This window comes from Amycolatopsis sp. NPDC059235 (genome assembly GCF_042754125.1).
Lineage (GTDB): Bacteria > Actinomycetota > Actinomycetes > Mycobacteriales > Pseudonocardiaceae > Amycolatopsis > Amycolatopsis albidoflava.
Genome location: NZ_JBHZAG010000059.1, coordinates 1 through 24,766, shown reverse-complemented (window position 1 = coordinate 24,766; position 24,766 = coordinate 1). Strand labels below are relative to the sequence as shown.

At 68.6% G+C, this 24,766-nt stretch carries 25 protein-coding genes; 22 read left to right on the top strand and 3 right to left on the bottom strand.

Annotated elements, in window-relative coordinates; genetic code table 11:
• Positions 1–59 precede the first annotated feature (59 nt).
• The 3 genes from ACFXI3_RS31165 to ACFXI3_RS31155 all read left to right on the top strand — a co-directional run bounded on the left by ACFXI3_RS31165 (position 60) and on the right by ACFXI3_RS31155 (position 3,213).
• A complete protein-coding gene (locus ACFXI3_RS31165) occupies positions 60–902 on the top strand; it encodes an NmrA family NAD(P)-binding protein (protein WP_378404339.1) in 843 nt (280 codons plus the stop codon).
• An 11-nt stretch (positions 903–913) separates the two neighbouring features.
• Positions 914–1,330: a Dabb family protein gene (locus ACFXI3_RS31160; RefSeq protein ID WP_378404337.1), complete on the top strand. Its 417-nt coding sequence runs from the start codon at positions 914–916 to the stop codon at positions 1,328–1,330.
• A 275-nt stretch (positions 1,331–1,605) separates the two neighbouring features.
• Positions 1,606–3,213 (top strand): ABC-F family ATP-binding cassette domain-containing protein, encoded by a 1,608-nt coding sequence (locus tag ACFXI3_RS31155; RefSeq protein WP_378404335.1) that lies wholly within the window; start codon positions 1,606–1,608, stop codon positions 3,211–3,213.
• Here the strand turns inward: ACFXI3_RS31155 and ACFXI3_RS31150 are convergent.
• Entirely contained in the window at positions 3,197–4,492 is a 1,296-nt protein-coding gene (locus tag ACFXI3_RS31150; protein WP_378404333.1) for an MFS transporter, read from the bottom strand. The genes ACFXI3_RS31155 and ACFXI3_RS31150 overlap by 17 nt on opposite strands.
• An 86-nt stretch (positions 4,493–4,578) precedes the next feature.
• On the opposite strand from ACFXI3_RS31150, the gene ACFXI3_RS31145 reads away from it, so the two are divergent.
• Both ACFXI3_RS31145 and ACFXI3_RS31140 read left to right on the top strand, forming a co-directional pair.
• Positions 4,579–4,935, top strand: a complete 357-nt coding sequence (locus tag ACFXI3_RS31145) for a winged helix-turn-helix transcriptional regulator (protein WP_378404331.1) — start codon at positions 4,579–4,581, stop codon at positions 4,933–4,935.
• Between the two features lie 44 nt (positions 4,936–4,979).
• Complete coding sequence (locus ACFXI3_RS31140) at positions 4,980–5,849, top strand: cyclase family protein (RefSeq protein WP_378404329.1); 870 nt, start codon at positions 4,980–4,982, stop codon at positions 5,847–5,849.
• Positions 5,850–5,919: 70 nt separating this feature from the next.
• Here ACFXI3_RS31140 and ACFXI3_RS31135 read toward each other — a convergent pair whose 3' ends face one another.
• On the bottom strand, positions 5,920–6,834 hold the full coding sequence (locus ACFXI3_RS31135) for a hypothetical protein (RefSeq protein WP_378404327.1): 915 nt from the start codon (positions 6,832–6,834) through the stop codon (positions 5,920–5,922).
• On the bottom strand, positions 6,831–7,169 hold the full coding sequence (locus ACFXI3_RS31130; RefSeq protein WP_344286812.1) for a helix-turn-helix transcriptional regulator: 339 nt from the start codon (positions 7,167–7,169) through the stop codon (positions 6,831–6,833). Before ACFXI3_RS31130 ends, ACFXI3_RS31135 begins: the two co-directional genes overlap by 4 nt.
• A gap of 108 nt (positions 7,170–7,277) precedes the next feature.
• On the opposite strand from ACFXI3_RS31130, the gene ACFXI3_RS31125 reads away from it, so the two are divergent.
• The 17 genes from ACFXI3_RS31125 to ACFXI3_RS31045 all read left to right on the top strand — a co-directional run bounded on the left by ACFXI3_RS31125 (position 7,278) and on the right by ACFXI3_RS31045 (position 24,585).
• On the top strand, positions 7,278–8,210 hold the full coding sequence (locus ACFXI3_RS31125) for an alpha/beta hydrolase (protein WP_378404325.1): 933 nt from the start codon (positions 7,278–7,280) through the stop codon (positions 8,208–8,210).
• Positions 8,211–8,243: 33 nt separating this feature from the next.
• Positions 8,244–8,696 carry a GbsR/MarR family transcriptional regulator gene (locus ACFXI3_RS31120; protein WP_378404323.1) on the top strand — a complete coding sequence of 151 codons (453 nt, stop codon included), beginning with the start codon at positions 8,244–8,246 and terminating at the stop codon, positions 8,694–8,696.
• Between the two features lie 10 nt (positions 8,697–8,706).
• Entirely contained in the window at positions 8,707–9,519 is an 813-nt protein-coding gene (locus tag ACFXI3_RS31115) for a class I SAM-dependent methyltransferase (protein ID WP_378404321.1), read from the top strand.
• Between the two features lie 84 nt (positions 9,520–9,603).
• Positions 9,604–10,320 carry a TetR/AcrR family transcriptional regulator gene (locus ACFXI3_RS31110; RefSeq protein WP_378404319.1) on the top strand — a complete coding sequence of 239 codons (717 nt, stop codon included), beginning with the start codon at positions 9,604–9,606 and terminating at the stop codon, positions 10,318–10,320.
• Between the two features lie 223 nt (positions 10,321–10,543).
• The gene (locus ACFXI3_RS31105) at positions 10,544–12,091 is read left to right on the top strand and encodes a carboxylesterase/lipase family protein (RefSeq protein WP_378404317.1); all 1,548 of its coding nucleotides are present in this window, start codon (positions 10,544–10,546) and stop codon (positions 12,089–12,091) included.
• The gene (locus ACFXI3_RS31100) at positions 12,088–12,990 is read left to right on the top strand and encodes an NADP-dependent oxidoreductase (protein ID WP_378404315.1); all 903 of its coding nucleotides are present in this window, start codon (positions 12,088–12,090) and stop codon (positions 12,988–12,990) included. Before ACFXI3_RS31105 ends, ACFXI3_RS31100 begins: the two co-directional genes overlap by 4 nt.
• A gap of 29 nt (positions 12,991–13,019) precedes the next feature.
• Positions 13,020–14,516: an MFS transporter gene (locus tag ACFXI3_RS31095; RefSeq protein WP_378404313.1), complete on the top strand. Its 1,497-nt coding sequence runs from the start codon at positions 13,020–13,022 to the stop codon at positions 14,514–14,516.
• Between the two features lie 23 nt (positions 14,517–14,539).
• Complete coding sequence (locus ACFXI3_RS31090; RefSeq protein ID WP_378404311.1) at positions 14,540–15,112, top strand: TetR-like C-terminal domain-containing protein; 573 nt, start codon at positions 14,540–14,542, stop codon at positions 15,110–15,112.
• A 189-nt stretch (positions 15,113–15,301) separates the two neighbouring features.
• A complete protein-coding gene (locus tag ACFXI3_RS31085) occupies positions 15,302–16,060 on the top strand; it encodes an SDR family NAD(P)-dependent oxidoreductase (protein WP_378404309.1) in 759 nt (252 codons plus the stop codon).
• A complete protein-coding gene (locus ACFXI3_RS31080; RefSeq protein ID WP_378404307.1) occupies positions 16,057–17,037 on the top strand; it encodes a phosphotransferase in 981 nt (326 codons plus the stop codon). Before ACFXI3_RS31085 ends, ACFXI3_RS31080 begins: the two co-directional genes overlap by 4 nt.
• Entirely contained in the window at positions 17,034–18,356 is a 1,323-nt protein-coding gene (locus ACFXI3_RS31075; protein WP_378404306.1) for an aspartate aminotransferase family protein, read from the top strand. Before ACFXI3_RS31080 ends, ACFXI3_RS31075 begins: the two co-directional genes overlap by 4 nt.
• 2 nt (positions 18,357–18,358) lie before the next feature.
• Positions 18,359–19,108, top strand: coding sequence for a 5-oxoprolinase subunit PxpA (locus ACFXI3_RS31070; protein WP_378404304.1), 750 nt, complete (start codon positions 18,359–18,361; stop codon positions 19,106–19,108).
• Positions 19,105–20,001, top strand: coding sequence for an allophanate hydrolase subunit 1 (locus ACFXI3_RS31065; RefSeq protein ID WP_378404302.1), 897 nt, complete (start codon positions 19,105–19,107; stop codon positions 19,999–20,001). Before ACFXI3_RS31070 ends, ACFXI3_RS31065 begins: the two co-directional genes overlap by 4 nt.
• Complete coding sequence (locus tag ACFXI3_RS31060) at positions 19,995–20,972, top strand: biotin-dependent carboxyltransferase family protein (RefSeq protein WP_378404300.1); 978 nt, start codon at positions 19,995–19,997, stop codon at positions 20,970–20,972. The genes ACFXI3_RS31065 and ACFXI3_RS31060 overlap by 7 nt, the downstream gene beginning before the upstream one ends.
• 98 nt (positions 20,973–21,070) lie before the next feature.
• The gene (locus ACFXI3_RS31055) at positions 21,071–22,297 is read left to right on the top strand and encodes an MFS transporter (RefSeq protein ID WP_378404298.1); all 1,227 of its coding nucleotides are present in this window, start codon (positions 21,071–21,073) and stop codon (positions 22,295–22,297) included.
• A gap of 24 nt (positions 22,298–22,321) precedes the next feature.
• Positions 22,322–24,067: a CocE/NonD family hydrolase gene (locus ACFXI3_RS31050; RefSeq protein ID WP_378404296.1), complete on the top strand. Its 1,746-nt coding sequence runs from the start codon at positions 22,322–22,324 to the stop codon at positions 24,065–24,067.
• A gap of 170 nt (positions 24,068–24,237) precedes the next feature.
• The gene (locus tag ACFXI3_RS31045) at positions 24,238–24,585 is read left to right on the top strand and encodes a hypothetical protein (protein ID WP_378404295.1); all 348 of its coding nucleotides are present in this window, start codon (positions 24,238–24,240) and stop codon (positions 24,583–24,585) included.
• The last annotated feature ends 181 nt before the right edge of the window (positions 24,586–24,766 follow it).

Genomic DNA, 24,766 nt, shown 5'->3' with positions numbered 1-24,766 from the left:
AGCGGCGGGGTGTCCGGACGATCCTGGTGACAGGTCACCAGAGGAAAGGAAATTCCACAATGGACACCGTGCTCGTCACCGGAGCGACCGGAACCGTCGGGTCCGCGCTGATTCCGGCACTTCAAGCCCGCGGCAGCACCGTCCGCGCCATGACCCGGGGCCGTCCCGTCGACGGCGTCGAGACCGTCATCGCCGATCTGCGGGACCCGGCGTCGATCGCCGCGGCGCTGAAGGGGGTCGACGCGGTGTTCCTCAACAGCCCGTCCGCGCCTGATGCCGCCGAGCTGCAGATCCAGTTCGCCAACTTGGCGCGCGACGCCGGCGTCAACCGCCTCGTGCTGCTCTCCCAGTACGCCGCCCGCGCGGATTCACCGGTGCGCTTCCTGCGCTGGCACGCCGAAGTCGAGGCACACGTCGAGAAGATCGGTCTCGACTACACCGTGCTCCGCCCGAACCTCTACCTGCAGGCCTTGCTCAACTTCTCCGCCACCATCGCGCAGGGATTCTTCGCCGCACCCATCGGCGACGCAGCCGTGAGCGTCATCGACACCAGGGATATCTCAGCTGCCGCCGCTGCCGTGCTAACCGGCACCGGACACTCCGGCCGCACTTACACCCTCACCGGCCCGCGCGCCGTGACCCACGCCGAGATCGCCGCCGCGCTCTCGGCCGCCACCGGACGGGACATCGCGTTCCACGACGCACCCGCCGACCAGTTCGCAGCCGCGCTGACCGGCCTGCTCCCGTCATGGCAGATCGGCGGCCTCGTCGAGGACTACGCCCACTACGCGCGCGGCGAGGCCGCCGAGGTGCACACCTCCGTCGCCGATCTCACCGGACGCCCCGCGCGCGACCTCACCGATTTCGCCCATGACTACTCCGCCGCGTTCGCGGCTCTCTGAAAGGAAATTCGATGATCTACCACAGCATTCGGTTCACGCTCAAGCCCGGAGTCACGGCGGAGAAGAAAGCTGAGCTCGTCGCGACGATGCGCGAGCTGTTCGACGCGATCCCGGCGGTCAAGGCCCGCGTCGTCGGCCCGGATTTCGGCGGGAAGTACGAAATCGGCGCCGTCCTGGTGATCGAGGACATCGCGGGGTACTCGGACTACATGAACCACCCGGCGCACCTCGAACTGGACCGGATCGGGCTGCCGTTCGTGGAGGAGTTCGTGTCGTCCGACATCACCGACGACCCGGACCCGGAGATCGGCGCGCAGATCGCCGAGGTGCACCGGATCCGGTTCGAGAACGTGCCGGACATCGCGGACCTCATCGCCGGCCTGGCCGAGTACACCGGCAGCGCGGCGCCCGGCAAACACGACGGCTGACGCGGTGCGACGGGCGTGGTTTCGCCGGGGAACCACGCCCGCCGCGTTAATTCGTTCGCGTCCGGACCGGGCCGTTGGGTACACTGACGAGGAGCTGCTGCCGTTCATCGGAGAGGGATATTGATCTTCTGAGGTTCAGAGACACCGCGACCCGGGTTCTTCCGCCCGTCGCGCGTCTGGCCTCGGATGACGGCAACCGGAATTCCGTCCCGTAACACACGTGCGTACCGCGGTGTCTTCACGTTCCTGTCCATCACGAACGAGGAGTCACGCTTATGTCTTCGTCCATTGTGTGCTCGGACCTCAGTTTCGCCTGGCCGGACGGCGAGGTCGTCTTCGATCGGTTCACCCTGGCGATCAGCGAGGGCCGCACCGGGCTCATCGGGCTCAACGGTTCCGGGAAATCCACCCTGCTCCGGCTGATTTCCGGGGAGCTGCGGCCGACCGCGGGCTCGATCAGCGTGTCCGGCGAACTCGGCTACCTGCCGCAGAACCTGATCCTCGGCACCGAACGCCGCGTCGACGAAGTGCTCGGCGTAGCGGAGATCCGGGCCGCGCTCGCCGCGATCGAACGCGGGGAAGCCGGCGAACGCCAGTTCGCGACCGTCGGCGACCAGTGGGACGTCGAGGAACGCACCCGCGCGACGCTCGATCAGCTCGGCCTCGCGCACGTCGCGCTGGACGCGCGGGCGGGGGAGCTGTCCGGCGGCGAGCTGATCCTGCTCGGCCTCGCCGCGCAGTTCCTGCGGCAGCCGGACGTGCTCGTGCTCGACGAACCGACCAACAACCTGGACCTGCGCGCCCGGCGACGGGTCGGCGAGGCGGTCCGGGCGTGGAAAGGCGTGCTGGTGCTGGTATCTCACGATCGCGAGCTGCTGCGCCACGTCGACCGGATCGGCGATCTCCGGTCCGGGGAGGTGACCTTTTACGGCGGGAATCTGGAGGATTACGAGGCGGCGGTGGCCGTCGAGCAGGAGGCCGCTTCGCGGATGATGCGGGTCGCGGAGTCGGATCTCAAACGGCAGAAGCGGGAGCTGCTCGAGGCGCGGACCAAACTGGACCGGCGCGCTCGCTACGGCCGGAAGCAGTGGGAGAACAAGCGCGAGCCCAAGGTCCGGATGCGCAAACGCCAGGAGGACGCGGAAATCGCCGCGGGCAAGCATCGCACGATGCATCTCGGCAAGGTGGCGGAGGCCAAGGAGCGGCTGAAGGAGGCCGAGGACGCGGTCCGCGCCGACGCCGAGATCCGGATCGACCTTCCGGAAACCACGGTGCCGTCCGGAAAAGACGTGCTGACTCTGTCCGATGTGGAGCTTCGGAACGGCCTCTCGGTGAACCTCGCGCTGCGCGGGCCGGAGCGAATCGCGTTGGTCGGGCCGAACGGTTCCGGCAAAACCACGCTGCTGCAGACCATCACCGGGGCGATCGAGCCGCGATCCGGGACAGTCAAAGTGCCGGTTCCGGTGCGCTGGCTGCCGCAACGGCTCGACCTTCTCGACGACACGGTGTCGGCCGCGCAGAACGTGGCCCGGGCGGCTCCGTCCGCGTCGAACAACGAGATCCGCGCCCAGCTCGCGCGGTTCCTGTTGCGCGGCCGGCAGGCTGATCAGGCAGCCGGAAGCCTTTCCGGCGGCGAGCGTTTCCGGGCGACGCTGGCGACGTTGCTGCTGGCGGAACCAGCGCCGCAGCTGCTGTTGCTGGACGAGCCCACCAACAATCTGGACCTGGCCAGCGTCCGGCAGCTGTCGCAAGCGCTGAAGTCGTACTCCGGCGCGCTTATCGTGGTGAGCCACGACCTTCCGTTCCTGCACACGCTCGGGGCGACGAGGTGGGTGCAGCTCGGGTCCACAGTGGAGGAAACAACGGTCAGCGGATCGCGGTGAGGAGCGTGACCGCTCCCGCCGCGATCAGCGCCGCCGCGAAACCCGTCCCTCCGCCGAGATTGGCGATCGTGCTGAACACGGCGACCCCGCCGCCCGCGCCGATGGCGAACCCCACTTCCTGAGTCGCCCCGGCCGCTCCGGCGTGCTCGGCGGTCGCGGCCTCGAACAGCGCCGTGGTCGCCAAAGTGCCGATCGCGCCATACCCGAACCCGACCAACGCGACCGGAAGAACCGTGTGCGTCAACGGAATCGCGGCTAGACCGGCCGCCTGAATCACCAACGCGATGGACGTCGACGTCCGGCTGCGCAGCCAGTTCACGCTGAACGGAGCGACCAACCCGCCGACCGCGGTGGCCACAGCTTGCGGAGCCAACGCGAAACCCGCCTCGATGGGCGTACGCCCTTGCGCGTGCTGGAGTTCGAGGCTGACGAGATAGAGACAAGCCGCGGCCGTCGCGGCGGAAACGACGATCCGCGCGAACGCCGACGCGAACCCCGGCCGCAGAAACAGCCGGACCTGCAACAACGGTTCCCGAAGCCGAAGCTGTCGGCGGACGAACACCACTCCCGCGACCACGCCCGCCGCAGTGCACAACGACCCGCGCACCGGTGCGACGGTGATTTCCTGCAGCCCGTAAACAATCCCGCCGATCGCCGCGACCGACCACAGCAGACTCGGGAGCTCCCATCCGGCAGCCGCCTGCCCGACTGATTCGGGCAGCAGCCACACCGCCAGCGCGATCGTGATCACCGCGAGCGGCACCAGCGCGAGGAAAACCCAGCGCCAGCCCGGTCCTTCGGTCAGCAACCCGCCGACGACCGGTCCCAGCGCGTTCCCCGCTCCCAGCGTGGTGATCCACGATCCGTTGGCGAACGCGAGCGAGCGCCCGGAAAACAGCGATCCGATCGTGCCGACGACCCCGGCCAGAATCAGCGCGCCGGCCACCCCGAGCAACCCCCGGCAGACAATGAGCAACGCCGCGCTGGTGGCAGCCGCGGCGACGGCGTTGAGCACGGCCAGCGCGCTCACCCCGAGCAACAGCACGCGTTTCCGCCCGTACCGGTCGCCCGCGCGAGCCGCGCCGACCATCGCGACCGCCAGCGCGAGCGGGTACACGTCGACGATCCACGCGCGTGCCGGCGCGGACACCTGCAGTTCGGAAGCGATCCGCGGCAGCGCTGTGTTGACCATGCCGAGGGCGAGGCTTCCGCCGAGCACCCCAGCCAGCAAAGGAATCAAAACGAGCCCGCGCCGCGGCTCCACCCGGGTCAACGCCATGCGAGGATCCTGTCCGGGTACCCCCGTGACCGACAAGTACGGACTTCGCCGTCCGGTACTAACCGGATGGATAGTGAGGAGGTCGGATGCGTCCGCAAACGGAGAAGGCCGTGCGAGCGTGGCGAACCTCATGCGCCGCCGAGATCACGACGATGGTCCTCGGCGGCGCGTGGAAGCCGAGCATCCTGCACGCATTGGCCGATCACGGCGTGCTCCGCTTCGGCGAACTCTCGCGCCTGCTGGCAGATCTCACCGACCGAGTCCTGACGCGCCAACTGCGTGAACTGGAAGCCGACGGCCTCTTGCGGCGCGTGGTGTACCCGCAGGTGCCGCCGAAGGTCGAGTACAGCCTGACGGAAGTGGGCGAGAACGCGCAGGAGGTGCTGAACGCGATGGCGGCGTGGGGCCGGTCCTACGCCGAGGAGCACGACCCCGGCCGGTGATCGGCCGGGCTGTTCGGCCGCGGATTCTCCGTAGGATCAAGGTCATGAGCGAACGGGACGAACTGCCGAGCAACTGGGGTCGCTGGGGTGCCGACGACGAGCGCGGCACCCTGAACCTGATCACCGACGAGGTCCGCGAACGAGCCGGGCGCGAAGTGCGCACCGGCCGCTCGGTCTCCCTCGCCGTGCCGATCCGGCCCGCGCCCGTGCTGAGCGGCCCCTTCCCGCCGCGGACCGCCGAAGAATCGCCGGTGCAGCAGCTCATGCTGTACACCGGAAGCCCCGCGTTCGCGCACGCGGACGCCATGACGGTGACGAACCACCACACCCTGTCGACGCATCTGGACGCGCTGGCGCACATCCCGCAGGACGGACAGGTGTACCCGGGTCGCCCGGCGAACGAGAGCGTCACGATGGGCGGCGTCGCGCACGGGTCGACCGCGGCGTTCGCCGAAGGGATTGTGACCAGGGGAATTCTGCTCGATCTCGGTGCGGACGGACCGGTGCCCGCCGATCGCGCGATCACCGGGCAGGACCTCGATGCCGCGGAGAAACGCTTCGAAGTCCACCTCGAACCCGGCGACGCACTGGTCGCGCGGTTCGGCTGGGTGCGGACGCGCTACCGCGGAAACCCGATGCCCGGCATGAGCGTCGACGCGGTGCGGTGGATGCACGACCGTGGTGTGTCGCTGTATGCCGGAGACCTCTCGGATGTTTACCCGCCCTCGCAACCGTTCGCGATGCACGGGGTGGCCCTCCCGAGGCTGGGCATGCCGTTGATCGACGCCGTGGACGCCGACGAACTCGCCGCGGTGTGCGCGGAGCTTGGCCGGTACAGCTTTCTCCTTGTCGCCGCACCGCCGCGGATCCTCGGGTTGACGGGGGTGCCGGTCAATCCGCTCGCGATCTTTTGAGCGCCTTGGCCTTCCCCGTCGGCCCTCTTTTGGTGGCTGCGAGGGCAGTCTCTTGTTCTGGCCGGTCTGCTCAGTTTCGTTTCGGGTGCGGAGGCCGGTCGAACCGGTGAAGCAGAACAGCGAATCCCAGTGTGACGACTATGGGTACGGCGTAGATGACGACCGGCAGAACGGTGTAGGCATCGAGCCGTCCGAGCACCCGCGCGACGACCGGCACCGCGATGAGCGGCACGAGAAGGAGCAGCGCCGCACGACGGCCGCTTCGCGTGCTAACCCGGCAGGCAGCGAAGACGCCGACCACGAGCACCACCAGCTGCACCAATTCAGCCAGGGGAAGGTGCATGCCCCGGGCTGTCGTCGTGAGAGCGAGCAACACCGCGACCGTGCTGACGAGAACGGCGAGTCGCCACCGGCCCAGCAGAGCCAACCCATGGCGTGGGCCTGGGGACACAGTCATCGCGATTGCCGCGAAAACGCTGAGCAGTACCCAGCCCGCGGTCACGTCCACTGCCCAATGCCGGGCGGGATCGAGGACCGCGACAGCGAGCAAACCGGCGGTGGCCAACCAGGCGAGGGCCACCGACGCCCGGCGCAGGCCGCATACGCCGACCACCGCGGCGGCGAGCCAGAGTGTCCACACTGGAACGTCGGCTAGCGCGCTGAGCCACATCCTCAGCGGCCAACCGTCCATTCGGGACACGCTCCGGATCTCGCGCACCGTCGAAGCGGCTCCGGTCAGCAGGAGCAGCGGTGCGAACAAGCTGACCATCGCCAGGGCATCCCGGCGGCCGTTGCCGCTCAGCGCGTGTCGCCAGTGCACTTGGACGGCTCCCCTCAGGAGGTCCAGAGTCTCAGCTTTCCCTGGCCTGCTTCGGTTTCCGGCACCGTCGAGCAGTACTCCCAGCATTTCTTCGCCGTGCACGGTCCGGTGCGCGCGCGGGTACAAAGCCAGCAGCCGCCGGTAGCGCCGCTCAAGGTCGTTCACGCCAGTCCTTCCGCACTTCGGAGCTGAAGCCGCTGTTCGGCGGCGGTGGTGTGGCGTTGCCGCCGCTGGACTTCGGCGGCCAGCCGCGTGGCTCCCGGTTCGGTCAGCCGGTAGTAGCGGCGCAGCCTGCTGTCCACGACTTCCTCGCGATCCACTTCCACCCAGCCTTCCGCGCTGAGCCGGTCCAGCGCGGCGTACAGCGTGCCGGCCCGCAGCGTGACCTGGCCGCCGGAGATCGTCTCGACGTCGCGCAGCACGCCGTAGCCGTGTTGCGGCTGAGCGGCGAGCGCGGTGAGGACCAGGAAGGTCGGCTCGCGTAAAGCGCCGTCATTCATGAGGGAAGCATATACCGATGAGCTGTATATGGCGACCAGATTGACTGATTGACGTTGCTAGTTGTTTCAGTGCAGACTGAAATAACTAGCAAGAAGGGGAGAGCAGCGATGAACTTGGAACAGGTGAGGTTCAACAGCCTCGGCACCCGGTGCGCCGGAGATCTGTACCTGCCGGATGTCGAGGGTCCGGTGCCCGGTCTGGTGCTGGGGCACAGCGGGGTGATGGTCAAGGAGGCGCTGGCCGTGTTCGCGCCGTACTTCGTGCGCGCCGGGTTCGCCGTGCTGGCGATCGACTACCGCACGGTCGGCGGGAGCGAAGGCGAGCCGCGGGGGCAGGACTATCCGGAACGGCAGGCGGAGGATTTTCGCAGCGCCATCTCCTATCTGCAGCAACGGCCGGAAGTTGACAGCGCACGGATCGGGCTGTGGGGCGTCAGCATCGGCGGATCAGTCGCGGTGCAGGCGGCGGTGCTCGACCGGCGCGCGAAGTGTGTCGTCGTGCAGAGCCCCAGCGTGTGGAACGGATGGCGATACCTGGAACGGCTGGCCGGCTGGGCCGGGGTGCGCGCGGTGCGCGATCAGCTCGACGAGGACTGGCAGCGGCGGTACGAGGGCGAGGCCAGCGCGCGGGTCCCGCACCTGAAGCTGGGGCACAGCGTGCGGGACGCGCCGGATGTGGCCGCGGAGATGTTTCCCTCCTACCGCAACGAAAAAACGCTCGACTCGACCGAGCACATGCTCACCTTCGCGCCCGAGGAACTCATCCACCGGCTGGCCCCGACCCCGCTGTTGATGATCGCCAACGGCGGCTGGGATCCCTACCACGTGCTCGAAGAGGCGCAGAGCGCGTTCGCCAAGGCGGGCGAGCCGAAACGGTTTGAGGTGCTGCCCTACGACGTGCTCGGCCTTTACACCGGGCCCGGTCTCGACGAGGCGATGGCGCTGGCCGTGGACTGGTTCGACCAGCACCTGCGCACGGCTCCGCAGTCCGGCGTCACCCCGGTGCCTTCCCGCGCGACGGGGGCCGCCATGACAGAGTGACGGATCTGAAGAGCTGGCCGAGGAGGGCGCGCGATGTCCGATCAGGACAAGCAGGTCGAGGTGCTGCAGTGGGTCGAGCGGGTGGCGACGTTCTGTGTCGAAGAATGGGCGCTCCCGCCGATCACCGGGCGCATCCTCGGCCTGCTGATGATCTGCGACCCGCCGGAGCTGTCCGCGGGCCAGATCGCCGACACGATCCAGGCCAGCCGCGCCTCGCTGACGTCGAACATGCGCTTCCTGACCACTATCGGGCTCATCCGCAAGGTCCGCGTCCCCGGCGACCGCACTACTTACTACCGCATCGAGGACGACGCCTGGCACAAGGTTGTCCAGCGCAAGCTCGACAGCCTCGGCGCCTTCGGCGACATCGCCGACGAGGGCATGAAACTCGCCGGGGGCGGCCCGAACACCGAACGCATCCGCGCCGCGCAACGGTCCCTGACCTGGCTGCGCGACCTCGCGGCGCGCAATCCCTTGAAAACGTAAGGACTTTCTCGTGTCACGCCTGCGTCTCGCCCTGGATCCGCTCCGGGAAACCCTGCTGCTCACGCTGTATGCCAGGGCGCTGGATTCCCAGTCGCCGCACCCGATTCTCGACGACGCCCATTCGGCCCGGGTCGCCGAACAGATCGACTACGACTTCGCCCGGCTCAAGGTCAAACCGAGCCTGGTCTGCGGTACCGCCTTGCGCGCCAAGAAACTCGACGAAGCGGTCCGGGCGTTCGTCGCCGCCCACCCGGACGCGGTCGTGCTGGACCTCGGGTGCGGCCTCGATTCGCGGGCGCTTCGCTGTGCCCCGCCGGGCGGCGTCGACTGGTATGACATCGACTTCCCGGACGTCGTCGCCCTGCGCTCCCAATTCCTGCCTGAAGTATCCGAGTGCGTGGGTGCTGACCTGACCACGTCTGGCTGGCTGGACCCGCTGCCCCGCGACCGGCCGGCGATGATCGTGGCCGAGGGCGTGCTGCCGTTCCTGCCCGGCGACGCGTTTCAGCGGATGACTCAGCAGCTGACCGCGCATTTCGACACCGGGGAGCTGGCGCTCAACGGCTATACCCGGTTCGCGGCCTGGTCGATGACGTACCACCCGACGATCAAGGCCATCGGAATCACCGCCGCGCAGGGTTTCGACGACGCGCACGAACCGGAGCGCTGGCAGGCCGGCCTGACTCTGGTCGACGAGCAGTTTCTAACCCGTGTTCCGGAGGTCAGCTGTTTCCCTCAGCCGCTGCGCGCGGTGACCCGGTTGATGGGGTGCAGCACCGCGTTGTCTCGGCAGGGGACTCGGGTGCTTCGGTACCGGTTCTAGTCTTGCGCCGCGGTGTCTCGGCGAGTGCGCAGGCCGGGGACGAACAGTGTTCGGCCGACGAACACTCCGGGATAGGGTGCGGTGGTGGACCCGAAAGAACGCCGTGCGGCACGGCACCAGTCACCGAACTCCGGAACCAGTCCCAAGCCCCGGCGGCGCACGGTGCCGATCACCGTCGAGCAGGTGGTCGACACCGCGCTGGAGATCATCTCGGCCGAGGGGTTCGAGGCGCTGTCCATGCGCCGCGTGGCCGACGCGCTGAACACCGGCCCCGCTTCGCTCTACGCGCACGTCGTCAACAAAACCGATCTCGACGAGCTGCTGATTGCCCGGCTGAGCTCGAAAATCGTCCTGCCGACGCCGGATGCCGCGAACTGGCGCGAGCAGATCCGCGACGTGTGCGCCCAGGTGCGCGACCTGTACCTGGCCTACCCCGGAATCTCCGGCGCGGCTTTCGCGGTGGCTCCGACGGATCTCGACACCGCGCGGCTCAACGAAGGGATGCTGGCGATCCTGCTGAACGGCGGGGTTACGGCGCAGGCCGCGGCTTGGGGTGTTGACGCGCTGCTGCTCTACGTGGCCGCTTACTGCCTGGAGACGTCGATCGTGCGGCGGCGGGTGGAGGAGAAGGACGCCGTGTGGGTCGTCGGGCGGGACGAGATGCAGCGTCGGCTGGCCTCGTTGCCCGCGGAGGAATTTCCCTACACCGCAAGTCACGCTGTCGAGCTGACTGCCGGGGAAGGGCATGACCGCTTCGATTTCGCGGTCTCTTTGATGATCGACGGTCTGACGCGCCGGTAGACGATCCGCGCCGGATCCCGCCCGCGCGCGCGGTGCCGATGTCCGTGAGGGGAACCCTGAGGGAATCTGATTCCCTCAGGGTTCCCCTCACGGACTTTTGCGGGAGCGGAGCCGCCACGCGGGTAGCGAGCCCGCCGCCACCTGGCGTTTCTGAAAACACCTTGCTCGGGAGGCGGGTTCGTGCGCGTTGACAGGAACACTGTTCGTTGATAGAACAGTGTTCGTGGACAACCTGACAGCCCAGCCCCGGACCGGATCGGCTGGCACCCCAGCGGCCCGGCCGGTGGCGACGACCTCGCACGGCCCGGTCCGCGGCACGATTGAAGGAGACCTCGCCGTCTTCCGGGGCGTCCCCTTCGCCGCGCCGCCCGTGGGCGACCTGCGTTTCGCGGCGCCCCGGCCGCCCGTGACCTGGGCGGACGTCCTCGACGCCGAGGTCTTCGGCCCGATCCCGGCCCAGGCGGAGGTGCCTTCCTCGGCCGTGGCGCCGCGGCGGGAACCGGTCGACGACGGGCGCGGCTGCCTCACCGCGAATGTCTGGATCGCTGACCTGGCCGGCCGCCGTCCGGTGCTGGTCTGGGTCTACGGCGGCGGCTACCTCGCCGGAAGCTCGGCGGACTCCGGGTACGACGGAGCGGTCCTCGCCGAACAGGGCGGCGTCGTGGTGGTGACGTTCAATTACCGCGTCGGCGTCGAGGGTTTCGGGCAGATCGCCGGGGCTCCGGCGAACCGCGGGCTGCTGGACCAGGTCGCGGCGCTCGAGTGGGTCCGTGACAACGCGGCCGCGTTCGGCGGCGACCCGGAGCAGGTCACGGTCTTCGGCCAATCCGCGGGCGCGGGCGGGGTCGCCGCGTTGCTCGCGATGCCGCGGGCGGCCGGGCTGTTCCGCCGGGCGATCGCGCAGAGTGTGCCGGGAACGTTTGTCTCGCCGGAATTGGCGGCGGACGTCATGGCCACGATCGCGGCGGGAGTCGGTGCTGAACCGACCGTTGAAGGGCTCAGTGCTATCTCACCCGCGGCACTTGCCAAGGCAGTGGGCGCGCTTGATCTGCGCGAGTACGCCGATCACTGGGGTGCCTTCGCGTACGGGGTGACGCCGTTTTCGCCGGTCGTCGATGGCGACGTTCTTCCTGCCACGCCTTGGGAAGCGCTCAGAAACGGTGCTTCCCGGGACGTCGAGTTGATCGTCGGGCACACCCGCGACGAGTTCCGGAAAATGCTCGCCGGGCGCGGAATGCTCGGGCGGGTCACCGAGAGAATGACGGAAGACGCGCTCAGCGCATTAGCTCCGGAAGGCTACCGCGCGGCTTTTCCGGAAGCGACCTCCGAACAGCTCTACGAAACGCTGCATTCCGATTGGCTGTTCCGCATGCCGTCGGCACACCTTTCCCGGGACCACACCGGCCGTTCGTTCCGGTATGAGTTCGTCCTCGAAGCGGCCGGGGCGCTGGGAGCCTGCCACGGCGTCGACGTCGCGCTGACGTTCGGCAACTTGACCGGGCCGTTGGTCGAGAAACTGCTTGGGCCGCAACCGAATGCCGAACTCGTCAGGATCTCGGCGACGATGCGGAAAGCCTGGACTGCCTTCGCGCGGGGCGAGGGGCCCGGCTGGCCCGAATTCGACGACGCGGGGACGACCTGGGTGATCGGCGCCGACCCGATCGTGCGGTCTTATCCGGAACAGCTGTCCGCGAACTTGTGGGCGGGCCACGATTTCCCGTGCCTGCCTCTTCGATCCTCGGCCTCGGGCCGAAAAGGGAGTACCCGATGAAATCAGTCCGGTTCAGCACCTTCGGCGGCCCGGAAGTCCTCGAGATCGCGGACGTCCCGGACCCGCACCCCGGACCCGGCGAGATCCGGATCTCCGTGCGCGCGGCGGGCGTCAACGCGAGCGACTGGAAGAAGCGCCAGGGCCTGATGGACCAGGAGCTCCCGCAGACCATGGGGCACGAAGCGGCGGGCGTCGCGGACGAACTCGGCGAGGGCGTCACGGAGGTCGCGATCGGCGATCGGGTCTATGGATTCGCTGCTTCCGGTGGCGCGCAAGCAGAACTGACCGTGCTGTTCTGCTACGAGAAGATCCCGCCCTCGCTCAGCTTCGCCGAGGCGGCCGCATTGCCCGCAGCGGCCGAGACTGCCGCGCGTGCGCTCGACCAGCTCGGCGTCGACAGCGGTGCCACGGTGCTCGTCAACGGGGCTTCCGGCAGCGTCGGCGGTGCCGCGGTGCAGCTCGCCGTGGCCCGGGGCGCCCGCGTGATCGGCACGGGAAGCCCTGCCACGCATGACTTTCTACGCTCGCTCGGCGCCGAACCCGTCGCTTACGGACCTGGTATGTCGGACCGGGTCCGCGCGCTCGCGCCCGACGGTGTCGACTTGGCGCTCGACATCGCCGGAAGCGGGGTCCTGCCGGAGCTGATTCAGCTCGCGGGAGGTCCCGAACACGTCATCACCGTCGCCGATTTCGCCGGCGCTCAGCAGTACGGCGTGCGGTTCAGCCGCGGCGACGGCGGACACGCGCTGTACGTGCTGTCCCAGCTCGGCGAATTGATCGAAGCCGGAAAGTTCACCCTGCCCGTCGGGCAGACGTTCCCGCTGACCGAGGTCGCGGAAGCGCACCGGGTCGGCGAATCGGGCCGTGTGCGCGGAAAGCTCGTGCTGCTGCCCGGCTGACGGGCCTCCTACTCAATCGAGAGAACTTCATGAATTCTGACCTCTCGCCGGCCGGGACCACCCAGCCGGCTCCCCGGAGCGCGCCCGGAAACGCCGTGCGCCACAAGCATCGCTGGCTGGCGCTCGTCGTGCTGAGCCTCGCCCAGCTGATGGACATCCTCGACTCCACCATCGTCAACATCGCCCTGCCGAGCGCGCAGCACGACCTCGGATTCCCCGCCGACTACCGGCAATGGGTGCTGACCGGCTACGCGCTCGCGTTCGGCAGCCTGCTGCTCCTCGGCGGCAGATTGGCTGACTACTTCGGCCGGAAGCGGCTCTTCCTCGTCGGCATCGGCGGGTTCGCGCTCGCCTCCGCGGTCGGCGGCGCCGCCGGGAACTTCGCGACCCTGCTGGCCGCGCGAATCGGGCAAGGTGCGTTCGCCGCGATGCTCGCACCGGCCGCATTGTCCTTGCTGTCCATCACTTTCGCCGACGACGCCAAGGAACGCGGCCGCGCGTTCGGGATCTTCGGCGCGATCTCCGGGGCGGGCGGAGCGGTGGGATTGCTGCTCGGCGGCGTCCTCACGCAGGGCCTGTCGTGGCGGTGGTGCCTCTACGTCAACCTGATCATCGCGGCGGTCGCGTTCGCCGGCGGGCTGGTGCTGCTTCACGACGCCGAGCGGCCGCGGCGGGTCCGGCTCGACATCGCGGGCACGGTCGCCGTGGTCCTCGGCCTGATCGGGATCGTCTTCGGCCTCGGCACCGCGGAACGGAACGGCTGGCACGACCTCCGGACGCTCGGGCCAGTGCTCGCGGGTGTCGCGCTCATCGCCGTCTTCGTGGTCGTCGAACGCCGCACCGCCCATCCGCTGCTGCCGCTGCGGGTGATCCTGGACCGGGTCCGGGGCGCGGCGTATCTGACCCTGGCAATCAGCGGGACCGGGATGTTCGCGGTGTTCCTGTTCCTCACGTTCTACCTCGCGAACACGCTGGGGTTCAGCCCGGTGCAGACTGGCGTGGCATTCCTTCCGATGATCGGTCTGGTCATGGTCGGAGCGGTGTTCTCCGGGGCGGTGCTGCTGCCGCGCTGGGGGCCGCGGCCGATCGTCACCCTGGGCTGTCTCCTCGCCGCGGTCGGCATGGTCATCCTCACCGGAATCGGCGCGGACTCGAGCTACGCCGCGAACATCCTGCCCGCCCTGCTCGTGACCGGCGTGGGGTTCGGGTGCATCTTCGGCTCGGTGCAGAACGCCGCGACCAGCGGTGTCGAGCCCGGCGACGCCGGGGTGGCGTCCGCGCTGGTGACGACGGCCCAGCAGATCGGCGGCTCCATCGGCACCGCGGTGTTCAGCTCGCTCGCGACGTCCGCGATCGCCAGTTACCTGGCCGCGCATCCGGCGACCGGGACCCTTGCCGAGGCGACCTTCGCCGGATACCGCCTGGTGTTCTGGATCGCGGCGGCAGTCTTCCTCGGCAGCGCGCTGCTGGCCGCGCTGCTGTTCCGCAGCGGTCCCTTGCCGCTGCCCGCTGACCCGGCGGCCTGAACCGCGAACGCTAGCCTGGTCGTATGGCAGACACCCGTCCTGGAGGCCGAACCGCTCGTACGCGCGCGGCGGTGCACAACGCCGTGCGCGAGCTGTTCGCCGAGGGACGCGACCAGCCGTCGGTGCGGGAGGTGTCCGAACGGTCGGGCGTGCACGAGGTGACGATCTACCGGCGGTGGGGACGGATCGAGTCGCTGGTCCTCGACGTCGCCGTCACGCAGCTCAACGAGGAAGCCCCTTTCCCGGACAGCGGTGACCTGCGCCGCGACCTGCTCGACTGGGCGCACGCGGTCGCCGGACAGGTGAAGACGCGCGAGGGGTTCGCACTGTTCCGCGCGCTGGCCGCGGCCACGTCTCCGCTCGGGGGCGGGCAGGGCGAGCAGGCTGCTGCCGATGCGGCCGGGTATTTGCGGCAGCGGACCGCGCAGCTGCAGCGGGCGTTGGACCGGGTGGCCGCTGCCGGCGGGAAGCCGCCGACGGTGGCGCATGTTTTCGACGTGGTGCTGGCGCCGATCTACCTGCGGGCGATTTTCGGGTATGAGCCGCCGGATACGGAGTTGGCGGCGCTGGTGGATCGGGCGCTCGCTACTGCCTGAGGCCAGCTGCCCCTGCTTCGCCAAGGGACGTGAGGGGAACCCTGACGGACTCTGAGTCCCTCAGGGTTCCCCTCACGGACGTCTGACGGCTGGCTGAAAAATCTAACTGCAGGATCTCTTGCATTAGTGGTCATGTCTTCGCATACTTCTCGTTAGTGCAAGTTTTCTAACGTTAAGAGCGGAGTCCTTATGACCGGCAGCGCACCACCGCTTCGTGACCGGATCGCCGTCGTCACCGGGGCGAGTTCCGGGATCGGGGCGCAGATCGCTCGCGAGCTCGGCTCCGCCGGGGCGCGGATTGCCCTGGTGGGGCGGGATTCTCAGCGGCTCGGGGCGGTGGCCGGGGAACTGGCCGCGGCGGGTGCGGAGGCGGAGCCGATCGTCGCTGATCTCGCGACCGCGGCCGGGCCCAAGGAAGTCGTGGACCGCGCGGTCGCCCGCTTTGGCGGCATCGACGTGCTCGTGCACGCCGCCGGGGTTTTCCTGCCGACGCCGTTCGCCGACACCACCGACGAGCTGCTCGACGCGCAGTGGGCGACCAACGTCCGCGCGCCGTTCAGGCTGACCAGGGCGGCGTCCGAACACCTCGGCGACGGCAGCAGCGTCATCTTCGTTTCGTCCATCTGCGGGCACGTCGGGTTCCCGAACTCCAGCGCCTACTGCGCGACCAAGGGCGCGGTGGAACTGCTGGTCAAATCGCTGACCACCGAGTTCGCGCCGCAGGGCATCCGGGTGAACGCGGTCGCGCCGGGCAACGTGCGCACGAGCATCAACGCGCATCTGCTCGCGGATTCCGATTACGAGCGCCAGATGCTCGACTCGACTCCGGCGGGGCGCGTCGGCGAAGTCGGCGACATCGCGCCCGCGGTCGCGTTCCTCGCGTCGCCCGCCGCGTCGTACATCCACGGTGCCAGCCTGCTGATCGACGGCGGCTGGGTGGCGTCGTGAAGCCCGAGTTCCGCGAACTCGTGGCCGCGAGCGGGCTCGACGTGGTCACAAAACCGCTCGACGAAGAGGTAGTGCTTGCGGCGCTTCAGGAACTGTACGGCTTGTCCGGCCGACTGGAGCGGATGGCGTCGGAGAAGGACGAGACGTTCGTCCTCCAAGCGGCGGATGCGCGCTACCTGGTCAAGGTGAGCGGTGAAGCGCGCGAGGATCTGGTGCTGCAGACGGCGGTGTTGCGGCATCTTGAGCGCACCGCGCCCGAGCTGCCGGTTCCCGTGGTGAAGTCCGGTGTGGACGGTGCGGATCTGCACGACCTCGCGAGCGGCCGGTCGTTGCGGGTTCTCTCGTTCTTGCCGGGGGAGCCGCTGGCCGGGTGCCCGGCGGACCCGGAGCCGTTCGGGCGCTGGCACGGGCAGCTCACTCGTGCGCTCGCCGGCTTCCGCGGCGGGAACCGGACCTTGCTCTGGGATCTGCGCCATCTCGGCGCGCTCGAGCCCACGAACGGGCTCGCGCACGAGATCCTGGCGGAGTGCGCGGCCCGGGTCCGTCCGGGCGAACTGGAAACCCAGCTGGTGCACAACGACCTGAGCCCGCACAACATCCTCGTCGGCGCGAACGGGGAGCTGGCCGGGGTGCTCGACTTCGGCGACGTGCTCAGTACAGCGGTGGTTTTCGACCTCGCCATCGCGCTCTCGAACCTCCTCGACCCGGACGCGACGGACCTGTGGGCGGCCCCGCTGGCGTGGCTGCGCGGCTATCTCCAGATCAGGCCGGTCGCCGAAGACGAACTGGCGCTGCTTCCGTTGCTGGCCACCGCGAGATTGGTGCAGCGCGCACTGATCGCGTCCTGGCGGGCTCGGCAGGATCCGGCCCGCGCGGATTACGTCCTTTCGCACGCTTCCCGGGACTGGGACGCCGCCCGCGCCGGGTACGCGGACCTCCCCGCGGCGGCCGAACGAGTGCTGGAGGTGCGGCGATGACCCGTCCGGAAATGGTCAACGGTTTCACCAGCGAGCATCTTTCCGCTCAACCACAGCATATTCGCGAGCTGATCGACCGGCGTGCGAAGGTGCTCGGCCCGGGCTATCAGCTGTTCTACACCAACCCGGTCGAAGTCAGCCGGGGCTCAGGCGTGCACCTTTACGACCCCGCGGGCAACGAGTACCTCGACGCCTACAACAACGTCGTCTCGCTCGGCCATTGCCACCCGGCCGTCGTCGAGGCGGTGACCCGGCAGTTGTCGACGCTCACCACGAACACCCGTTACCTGCAAGCAAATCTGCTCGATTTCTCCGAACGGCTGCTCGCGACTTTCCCGGCGGAACTCGACCGGGTCACCTACACTTGCACCGGTTCGGAAGCGAACGACCTGGCGTTGAGAATCGCACGGGCGCACACCGGAAACACCGGAGTCATCGTCACGCGCAACGCGTATCACGGCGTGACCGCCGAGGTCGCCGCCTTCTCCCCGTCCCTTGGCCCGGCATCACCGCTGGGACCGCACGTGCGCACGATCAGCGCACCAGATCCGTTGCGGCACCACAATGTGACGGATCTGCTGCGCACCGAGATCCGGGCAGCCATCGAAGACCTCCAGCGGCACGGCTTTGGCGTCTGCGCGCTCGTGGTGGACAGCATCTTCTCTTCCGACGGTGTGCAGCCGTTCCCGACGGATCTGCTCAGCGTCCTCGCCGCCGAAGTCCGTGCGGCCGGCGGGGTTTACCTCGCCGACGAAGTCCAAGCCGGATTCGGTCGCACCGGAGCCGGATGGTGGGGCTTCGGCCGACACGACGTCGTGCCCGACCTGGTGACGTTGGGAAAGCCGATGGGAAACGGGATCCCGGTGGCCGCGACCGTGCTGCGGAACGAGATCGGCCGGGAATTCGGCCAGAAGGTTCGCTACTTCAACACTTTCGGCGGCAGCAACGTGCCGATCGCGGCGGCCTCGGCAGTGCTCCACACTATCGAGCGCGAAGGACTGATCGACAACGCCCGCGAGATCGGCGCACAGTTGCTCAGCGGCTTCGCCGAAATTGTCGAGGCGCATTCGTTTCTCGTCGAGGCGCGCGGTGCCGGACTGTTCCTCGGGATCGAGGTGACCGCACCGGACAGCACCGAGCCGGACCGGGCGCTCGCTCAGTCCCTTGTGGACGATCTGCGCGAGAACTTCGTGCTCGTGTCGGCGTCCGGGCCGCACGGCAACGTCATCAAAATCCGGCCGCCGCTGGTGTTTTCCGCCGCCGACGCCGCCCTGCTGCTGGCGCGCTTCGCCGACGCGGCCGCCCGAGTCCGGAGGTGAGCATGACCGCACCGACGATCGACCTGAACGCCGACGCCGGCGAGAGCTTCGGCCGCTGGACCCTCGGCGACGACGACGCCCTGTTCCAGCACATCACCACCGCCAACATCGCGTGCGGCTACCACGCGGGCGACCCGGCGACCATGCGCGCGTCCCTGGTCCGCGCGCGGAACGCCGGGATCGCCGCCGGAGCCCACCCCGGTTATCCGGATCTGCTGGGCTTCGGCCGCCGGGCCTTGCCCGCGACCGATTCCGACGTGGTCGACTACATCCTCTACCAGGTCGGCGCGCTCGCCGGACTCGCGGCGGTCGAGGAGGTGCCGCTCACGCACGTCAAACCGCACGGTGCGCTGATGGGCCGGATCTGCCGTTCGCCGGAGCTGGCGGTCGCCGTCACGCGAGAGCTTCAGTCGGTTTTGCCTGGAGTGCCGCTGATGTTCGCGCCTGCCGAGGCACTGCGTGCGGTGGTCGCGGCCGGGCTGCCGGTGATCCCGGAGAACGCGGCCGATCTCGACTTCGACCAGGACGGCATCAACCTCGTCGAACCCGTCCCGCAGGCCAAGGACCCGGCCGCGGTGGCAGATCGGGCGCTGGAAATGGCGCGCGGGACGGCCCGGACGGTCGACGGAACGGTGATTCCGATGCCGGTGCGCTCGGTGTGCGTGCACGGTGATCGACCGAACGCGGTGGCGGTCGCGGAGGCGGTGCGTCGACGTCTTGAGGCGGCCGGGTTCGTGGTGCGTGCGGCATGAGCTACGAGGTTTTCGCCGACGGCGCCCGGGCCAGTTTCGGCGGCGACGAGTTCGTGTTCGTCGAGGTCTGCGAAAGCATGGATCTCGCGCAGGCCTTGCGAATCCAGGCGATCACCGGCGAGTTGTCCCGGCGCGAGCTTCCCGGAATCCTCGACGTCGCCCCGGCGAACGCCAGCTACCTCGTGCGTGTCGATCCCGAGGTTGTGCACCCGCGCGAACTGGTACGAACGCTGGCCCGGCTGCACGAGCGGTTCGGAGAAGCGGGATCGGTCGCACTGGATACGGAGATCGTCGAAATCCCGGTCTGGTACGGAGATCCGGAGACCGAGCGGGTCTGTATGAAGTTCCGCGACCGGCACCAGTCGGCGGGGGAGACCGATCTCGCCTATACCGCGCGCGTCAACGGGCTGGCCTCTGCGGCTGATCTTGTGGCCGCGCATTCGTCGGCACCCTTCATCGTCACATTTCCGTGTTTCAAACCGGGAAACACCGAATGTGTCCAGCTCGTTCCGCGCGAACGGCAACTCCAGGTCCCGAAATACCTGCGGCCGCGGACCGAAACCCCGGCGAGGGCAGTCGCCCACGGCGGCGCGTTCACCGTCGTCTATCCCACCGCGGGCGTCGGCGGCTACCAGCTGCTGGGCCGTTCCCCGGTTCCCGTCGCCGATCTCGCGCAGCGGACGCCCGGGTTCGAGACGTCGAAAGTGCTCGCCACGATTTCGACGTTGCTGAGCTTCCGCCCCATTCCCGGTGAGGAGTACGCGCAACTGCGCACCGATTCCCGCGAAGGCCGCTACCGATACCGTCGGGCACCGGTCCGGTTCGCGCTTGCCGAATTCCTCGCCGATCCGGCCGGCTATCCGCGGAAGCTGACGGCGGCGTTGTCATGCTGACCGTCCTCGCCCCGGGCGCTCGCACGCTCGTCCAAGACCTCGGCCGCGCCGGGCAATACGCCATCGGCCTGCCTCCTTCTGGTGCGCTCGACCAGTACTCACACCGCTGCGCAAACCTCTTGGTGGGCAACGATAAAACCGCGGCGACGCTGGAGATCACCATGATCGGCCCGGAGCTGCGCTTCGCGGAACCGGCCACCGTGGCGGTCACCGGTGGCGAAGCCGAGATCAGCATCGGCGGAACGCGCGCCGGGTGTTGGCAGACGCTGTCCGTGGATGCGGGCCAAGTACTGCGAATCGGCACGCTGCGCACCGGCTGCCACGCCTACCTCGCGGTGCGCGGCGGGATCGCGACGGAGCCGTTCCTCGGCAGCCGATCCACTTACCAGAGTTCGGCGATCGGCCGCCCGCTCGCTGACGGCGACACCCTGCCGATCGGCGACGAGACCGAGGGATTCTGTCCCGGCGCGGGCAGCACCGTCGATCCCCGGCTGCGTCCCGCGCTCGGCGGACACCAACCGTTGCGGCTGGTCGAAGGGTTGTGCCGGTACCGCTTCACCGATGAGAGCGTCCAAGAATTCTTCTTCTCCACGTTCACCGTCTCCGCCGAATCCGACCGCACCGGCCGCAGGCTGATCGGCCCGGCACTGCGGTTCGTGGACCGCGAAGCCCCGTTCGGCGCGGGCGACAACCCCAGCAACGTGGTCGACCTCGGCTACCCGGTCGGCTCGGTGCAGGTCCCCAACGGCGAGGAGGCCATCTGCCTGCTGCGCGACGCCGTGACCGGCGGCGGCTACGCCACGATCGGCACCGTCGTGACCGCCGACCTCGACGTGCTCGCCCAGCTCAAAGCACCGGACACGGTCCGTTTCGTGCCGGTGTCGCTCGATCAGGCCGTCGCCGCCCGCCGCGAGAGCCGTAACCGGCTCGACCAGGTGCGGCGTGGGCTGCGGTTGCTTTCCCTGTACTGACCTGTCTTCCGGCAGCACCCGGCCGTCCCCGGAGGACGGCGCGAACGCCCCCGTTCGCCAGCGCCGCTCGTACCCGCCTCGTTCCGAGGAGCCCCGCCATGACCACTCCCGACCTCGCCGTCGCCGCTCCGAGGCATGCCTCGCCCTGGACCGTCCGGACCCTGCTCATCCTGCTCGTCCTCGACCTGACCTACCTCGTCAACGCGATGGACCGGCAGGTGTTCGCCATCCTGCTGCCGGACATCAAGCAGACCTACCTGCTCACCGGCACCCAGGCCGGGACGCTGTCCACGATCTTCACCCTCGGAATGGGTCTCGCCGGCATCCCGGCGGGGTACCTGGCCGACCGGATCGGGCGCAAACGGGTCATCATCGCGAGCCTGCTGCTGTTCTCGATCACCTGCGCGCTGCAGGCGACGGCGCACGGGCTCGTCGACCTGACGGCGTGGCGGATCCTGTCCGGCGTCGGCGAAGGAGCGCAGAACGCGGCGCTGTACGCGGCCGTCGGCGCGTACTTCCACCGCAACCGCGCGGTGGCGATCGGGTCGATCAACGCGGCGTTCGGGCTCGGCGCGTTCGCCGGCCCGTTGTGGGGCGGCGCGCTGCTGTCCTCGACCGGGAACTGGCGCGTTCCGTTGCTGGTGTTCGGCGGGCTCGGCCTGGTCATTCTCGTCGTCATGGCGTTCACGGTGCCGCGGTCGATGACGGAAACCGGACGCCAGGAGGCACCCCGTGAGCTGCCGGCTCCCGGTACGGAGATCCGGTTCTGCAACCGCCGGGTCGTCTGCTGCGCCATCGCCACCCTTGCCGCGGGCTTCTCCATCTACGGTTACCTCGGGCTGTATCCCACCTATCTCCGCGAGGCGCACGGCTACTCCGGCAGCCAGATCTCGGTCGCCGCGGGCATGTTCGGGCTCGGCGCGCTCACGTCGGTCTTCTGCGGGATGTTCGCCGACCGGCTCGACCAGCGGCTGGTCAACCTCGTCGGATTCGCCGCGATCGCCGGGTGCGGGGCGGGCATTTTCGCCTTCGCCGACGCCTATCCCGCGCAGCTCGTGCTTTCCCTGGTGCTCGGGATCGCGTTCACCGGGATCGTCTACACCAACACGAACGCGCTCATGCAGCGTTCGGTGCCCGCCGCGAAGGCGGGTCGGGCGAGCGGGCTGTTCGTCGCGGCCATGTATCTCCCGGCGAGCGTGTCGGGCTATTTCTTCGCGGCCGTCAAATCCGGTTTGGGATGGCACACCGCCGGAGTCGTCCAGCTGTGCGCGATCCCGGTCGTCGGCCTCGTCGCGATGGCCGCGATGGGCAAACCGCGCGACTGACCACAAAGGACAGAGAGGAAAATCATGACACAGCACTACGAACCGTATTCCGAAGTGCGCGACGGCATGCGGGTCGACTGGGACGTCCGGCTCACGATGAGCGACGGCGTGACGCTCGCCGCGGACATCTTCCGGCCGGACGACGACCAGCCGCATCCGGTGCTGCTCGCGGCCAGTCCGTACGGGAAGGGGCTTTCGTTCGCGGACGGGTTCCCGTCGCAGTTCGCCGCACTGGTGCGCGATCATCCCGAAGTGGTGGCCACTTCGACTGGGGCGTACCAGGTTTGGGAGTATCCGGACCCGGAGCGGTGGGTGCCGGAGGGCTACGTGTGCGTGCGGATCGACGTGCGCGGGACCGGCGGCAGCGAAGGGGTGATCGACTTCTTTTCGCCGCGTGAGGCGCAAGATCTTTACGAGGCGATCGAATGGGCCGGGGTCCAAGAGTGGAGCAACGGCAACGTAGGGATGCTCGGCATCTCCTATCTCGCGACCAATCAATGGCTGGCCGCCGCGCTGTCCCCGCCGCACCTGAAAGCCATCTGCCCGTGGGAGGGCGCGTCCGACTACTTCCGCGAATACACCCACCACGGCGGGATCCCGACGGAGTTCATGCCCAGTTGGGCGCCGAACCAGGTGCTGCGCGTCCAGCACGGCCGCGCCAACTCGCCGGTCAACCCGAACACCGGCCGCCGCGTTTCCGGGAAACCCGTGCGTACCGAGGAAGAACTGGCGGCAGCCGCGATCCGGATCTCCGACGTACTGCTCGAACGGCCGGTCGTTGACAACTACTATCAGGACCGGACCGCGGTGCTGGAGAAGATCACCGTCCCGGTGCTGTCCTCCTCGAACTGGGGTGGCATGGGGCTGCATTCGCGCGGCAACTTCGAGGGATTCCAACGGGTTTCGTCCGAGCATAAGTGGCTGGAGGTGCACGGGCTGGAGCACTGGACGGAGTTCTACACCGATTACGGCCTCGACGTGCAGCGCCGGTTCTTCGACCATTTCCTCAAGGGTGAAGCCAACGGCTGGGACGCGCAGCCGCCGGTTCAATTGCAGGTACGCACGCCGGACAGCTTTTTCCTGCGCCACGAAAGGGAATGGCCGCTCGCGCGCACCGAATGGACCGCGCTGCATCTCGACCTCGGCACTCGCGCACTGACCGAACACGCTCCGTCCGGCTGGCAGCAAGCTGAGTTCGTCGCGCGGTCGGAAGGGCTGCTGTTCACCTTGCCGACTGCTTCGCAAGCAGTGGAATACACCGGTCCGGCGGCGTTGAAATTGTTTGTTTCATCGACGACTGAGGACGCGGATCTCTTCGTCACGGTGCACCTGTTCGATCCCGATGGCGTCGAAGTCCTTTTCCCGACTGCTTTCGAGCCGCACGGTCCGGTCGGTCAGGGCTGGCTGCGCCTGTCGCACCGCGAACTCGATCCGGAACTTTCCCGCCCGTATCGTCCTTGGCAGCGGCACACCGCGGTGTCGCCGCTGACGCCTGGAGAGGTGTACGAGGCGGACGTGGAAATCTGGCCGTTCTCGATCGTGGTCCCGGCTGGTTACGCGCTCGGGGTGTCCGTGCGCGGCCAGGATTACGAGCACCATTTGCCCGGCCCGCACGAGCTGACTTACGGCCGCGAAGTCCGCGGGAGCGGTGCGTACTGGCACGAACTCCCCGGCGACCGCGACCGCGCGGCGTACAGCGGACGGACTACCTTGCACAGCACTGAAAACCAGCGACCGCAGTTGCTGCTGCCCCGGATTCCCGGAGCCTGACCGCACACTTCGCGAACCGGTGTCAACCCGCCGAACCCGCGGCACGGAACCGCCGGTTTCGCGAAACCGCCAGACGCCGCCCTCGATGGGCGGCGTCTGGTCGCGGAGATGGCTGGACAGAGCGAAGTGCGCGGTTCTATCGTGGGGAGTTCTAAACCTGGGGAGGGGTTATGATTCGCCGGACAATTGTCTTGCTTGGCGTGCTGGGGCTGGCCGGGATCGGCGCGGTGGGGCCTGCTTCGGCCGCGTCGCCGAGGACTTCGCAGCTGACTCTCGATCCGAACTCGGGCGCGCCCGGGGATCCGGTGACGATGAGCTGGCAATGCACCAAGGACGACGGCCCGGTGCGCCAGCTGTGGTCGAACGTGCTCACCGGATTCCCGACGAACCCGCACACCTATGTCGGCACCGCGCAGGCGACGGTACGGACGGACGTGACTCCGGCGGGGAACGGGAATTACTGGGTGGCGCTGGACTGTCAGCATTCGTACTCGATCCTGCCGTTCACCGTGCGCTGAGCCGGGCGGTCCACGGCTAGAATCGGCGGCGTGATTGGCCTCCTTGACTTCCTTCGCGAGCTGGCGGGGGCCCCCCCCCCGGCGGGGGGGGGCCCCCACACAAACCGGTGTTTTGGAAAAAACGGGGGGTCGCTGGCGGCCCCCAAGAAAGACGAGACAGTATTATTTAAAAAAAAAAAAT

Bases quoted from the DNA above. Each gene is read 5' to 3' on its own strand.
- ACFXI3_RS31165 (WP_378404339.1), top strand. From the start codon at position 60: ATGGACACCGTGCTCGTCACCGGAGCGACCGGAACCGTCGGGTCCGCG.
- ACFXI3_RS31160 (WP_378404337.1), top strand. From the start codon at position 914: ATGATCTACCACAGCATTCGGTTCACGCTCAAGCCCGGAGTCACGGCG.
- ACFXI3_RS31155 (WP_378404335.1), top strand. From the start codon at position 1,606: ATGTCTTCGTCCATTGTGTGCTCGGACCTCAGTTTCGCCTGGCCGGAC.
- ACFXI3_RS31150 (WP_378404333.1), bottom strand. From the start codon at position 4,492: ATGGCGTTGACCCGGGTGGAGCCGCGGCGCGGGCTCGTTTTGATTCCT.
- ACFXI3_RS31145 (WP_378404331.1), top strand. From the start codon at position 4,579: ATGCGTCCGCAAACGGAGAAGGCCGTGCGAGCGTGGCGAACCTCATGC.
- ACFXI3_RS31140 (WP_378404329.1), top strand. From the start codon at position 4,980: ATGAGCGAACGGGACGAACTGCCGAGCAACTGGGGTCGCTGGGGTGCC.
- ACFXI3_RS31130 (WP_344286812.1), bottom strand. From the start codon at position 7,169: ATGAATGACGGCGCTTTACGCGAGCCGACCTTCCTGGTCCTCACCGCG.
- ACFXI3_RS31125 (WP_378404325.1), top strand. From the start codon at position 7,278: ATGAACTTGGAACAGGTGAGGTTCAACAGCCTCGGCACCCGGTGCGCC.
- ACFXI3_RS31120 (WP_378404323.1), top strand. From the start codon at position 8,244: ATGTCCGATCAGGACAAGCAGGTCGAGGTGCTGCAGTGGGTCGAGCGG.
- ACFXI3_RS31100 (WP_378404315.1), top strand. From the start codon at position 12,088: ATGAAATCAGTCCGGTTCAGCACCTTCGGCGGCCCGGAAGTCCTCGAG.
- ACFXI3_RS31095 (WP_378404313.1), top strand. From the start codon at position 13,020: ATGAATTCTGACCTCTCGCCGGCCGGGACCACCCAGCCGGCTCCCCGG.
- ACFXI3_RS31090 (WP_378404311.1), top strand. From the start codon at position 14,540: ATGGCAGACACCCGTCCTGGAGGCCGAACCGCTCGTACGCGCGCGGCG.
- ACFXI3_RS31085 (WP_378404309.1), top strand. From the start codon at position 15,302: ATGACCGGCAGCGCACCACCGCTTCGTGACCGGATCGCCGTCGTCACC.
- ACFXI3_RS31075 (WP_378404306.1), top strand. From the start codon at position 17,034: ATGACCCGTCCGGAAATGGTCAACGGTTTCACCAGCGAGCATCTTTCC.
- ACFXI3_RS31070 (WP_378404304.1), top strand. From the start codon at position 18,359: ATGACCGCACCGACGATCGACCTGAACGCCGACGCCGGCGAGAGCTTC.
- ACFXI3_RS31065 (WP_378404302.1), top strand. From the start codon at position 19,105: ATGAGCTACGAGGTTTTCGCCGACGGCGCCCGGGCCAGTTTCGGCGGC.
- ACFXI3_RS31060 (WP_378404300.1), top strand. From the start codon at position 19,995: ATGCTGACCGTCCTCGCCCCGGGCGCTCGCACGCTCGTCCAAGACCTC.
- ACFXI3_RS31055 (WP_378404298.1), top strand. From the start codon at position 21,071: ATGACCACTCCCGACCTCGCCGTCGCCGCTCCGAGGCATGCCTCGCCC.
- ACFXI3_RS31050 (WP_378404296.1), top strand. From the start codon at position 22,322: ATGACACAGCACTACGAACCGTATTCCGAAGTGCGCGACGGCATGCGG.
- ACFXI3_RS31045 (WP_378404295.1), top strand. From the start codon at position 24,238: ATGATTCGCCGGACAATTGTCTTGCTTGGCGTGCTGGGGCTGGCCGGG.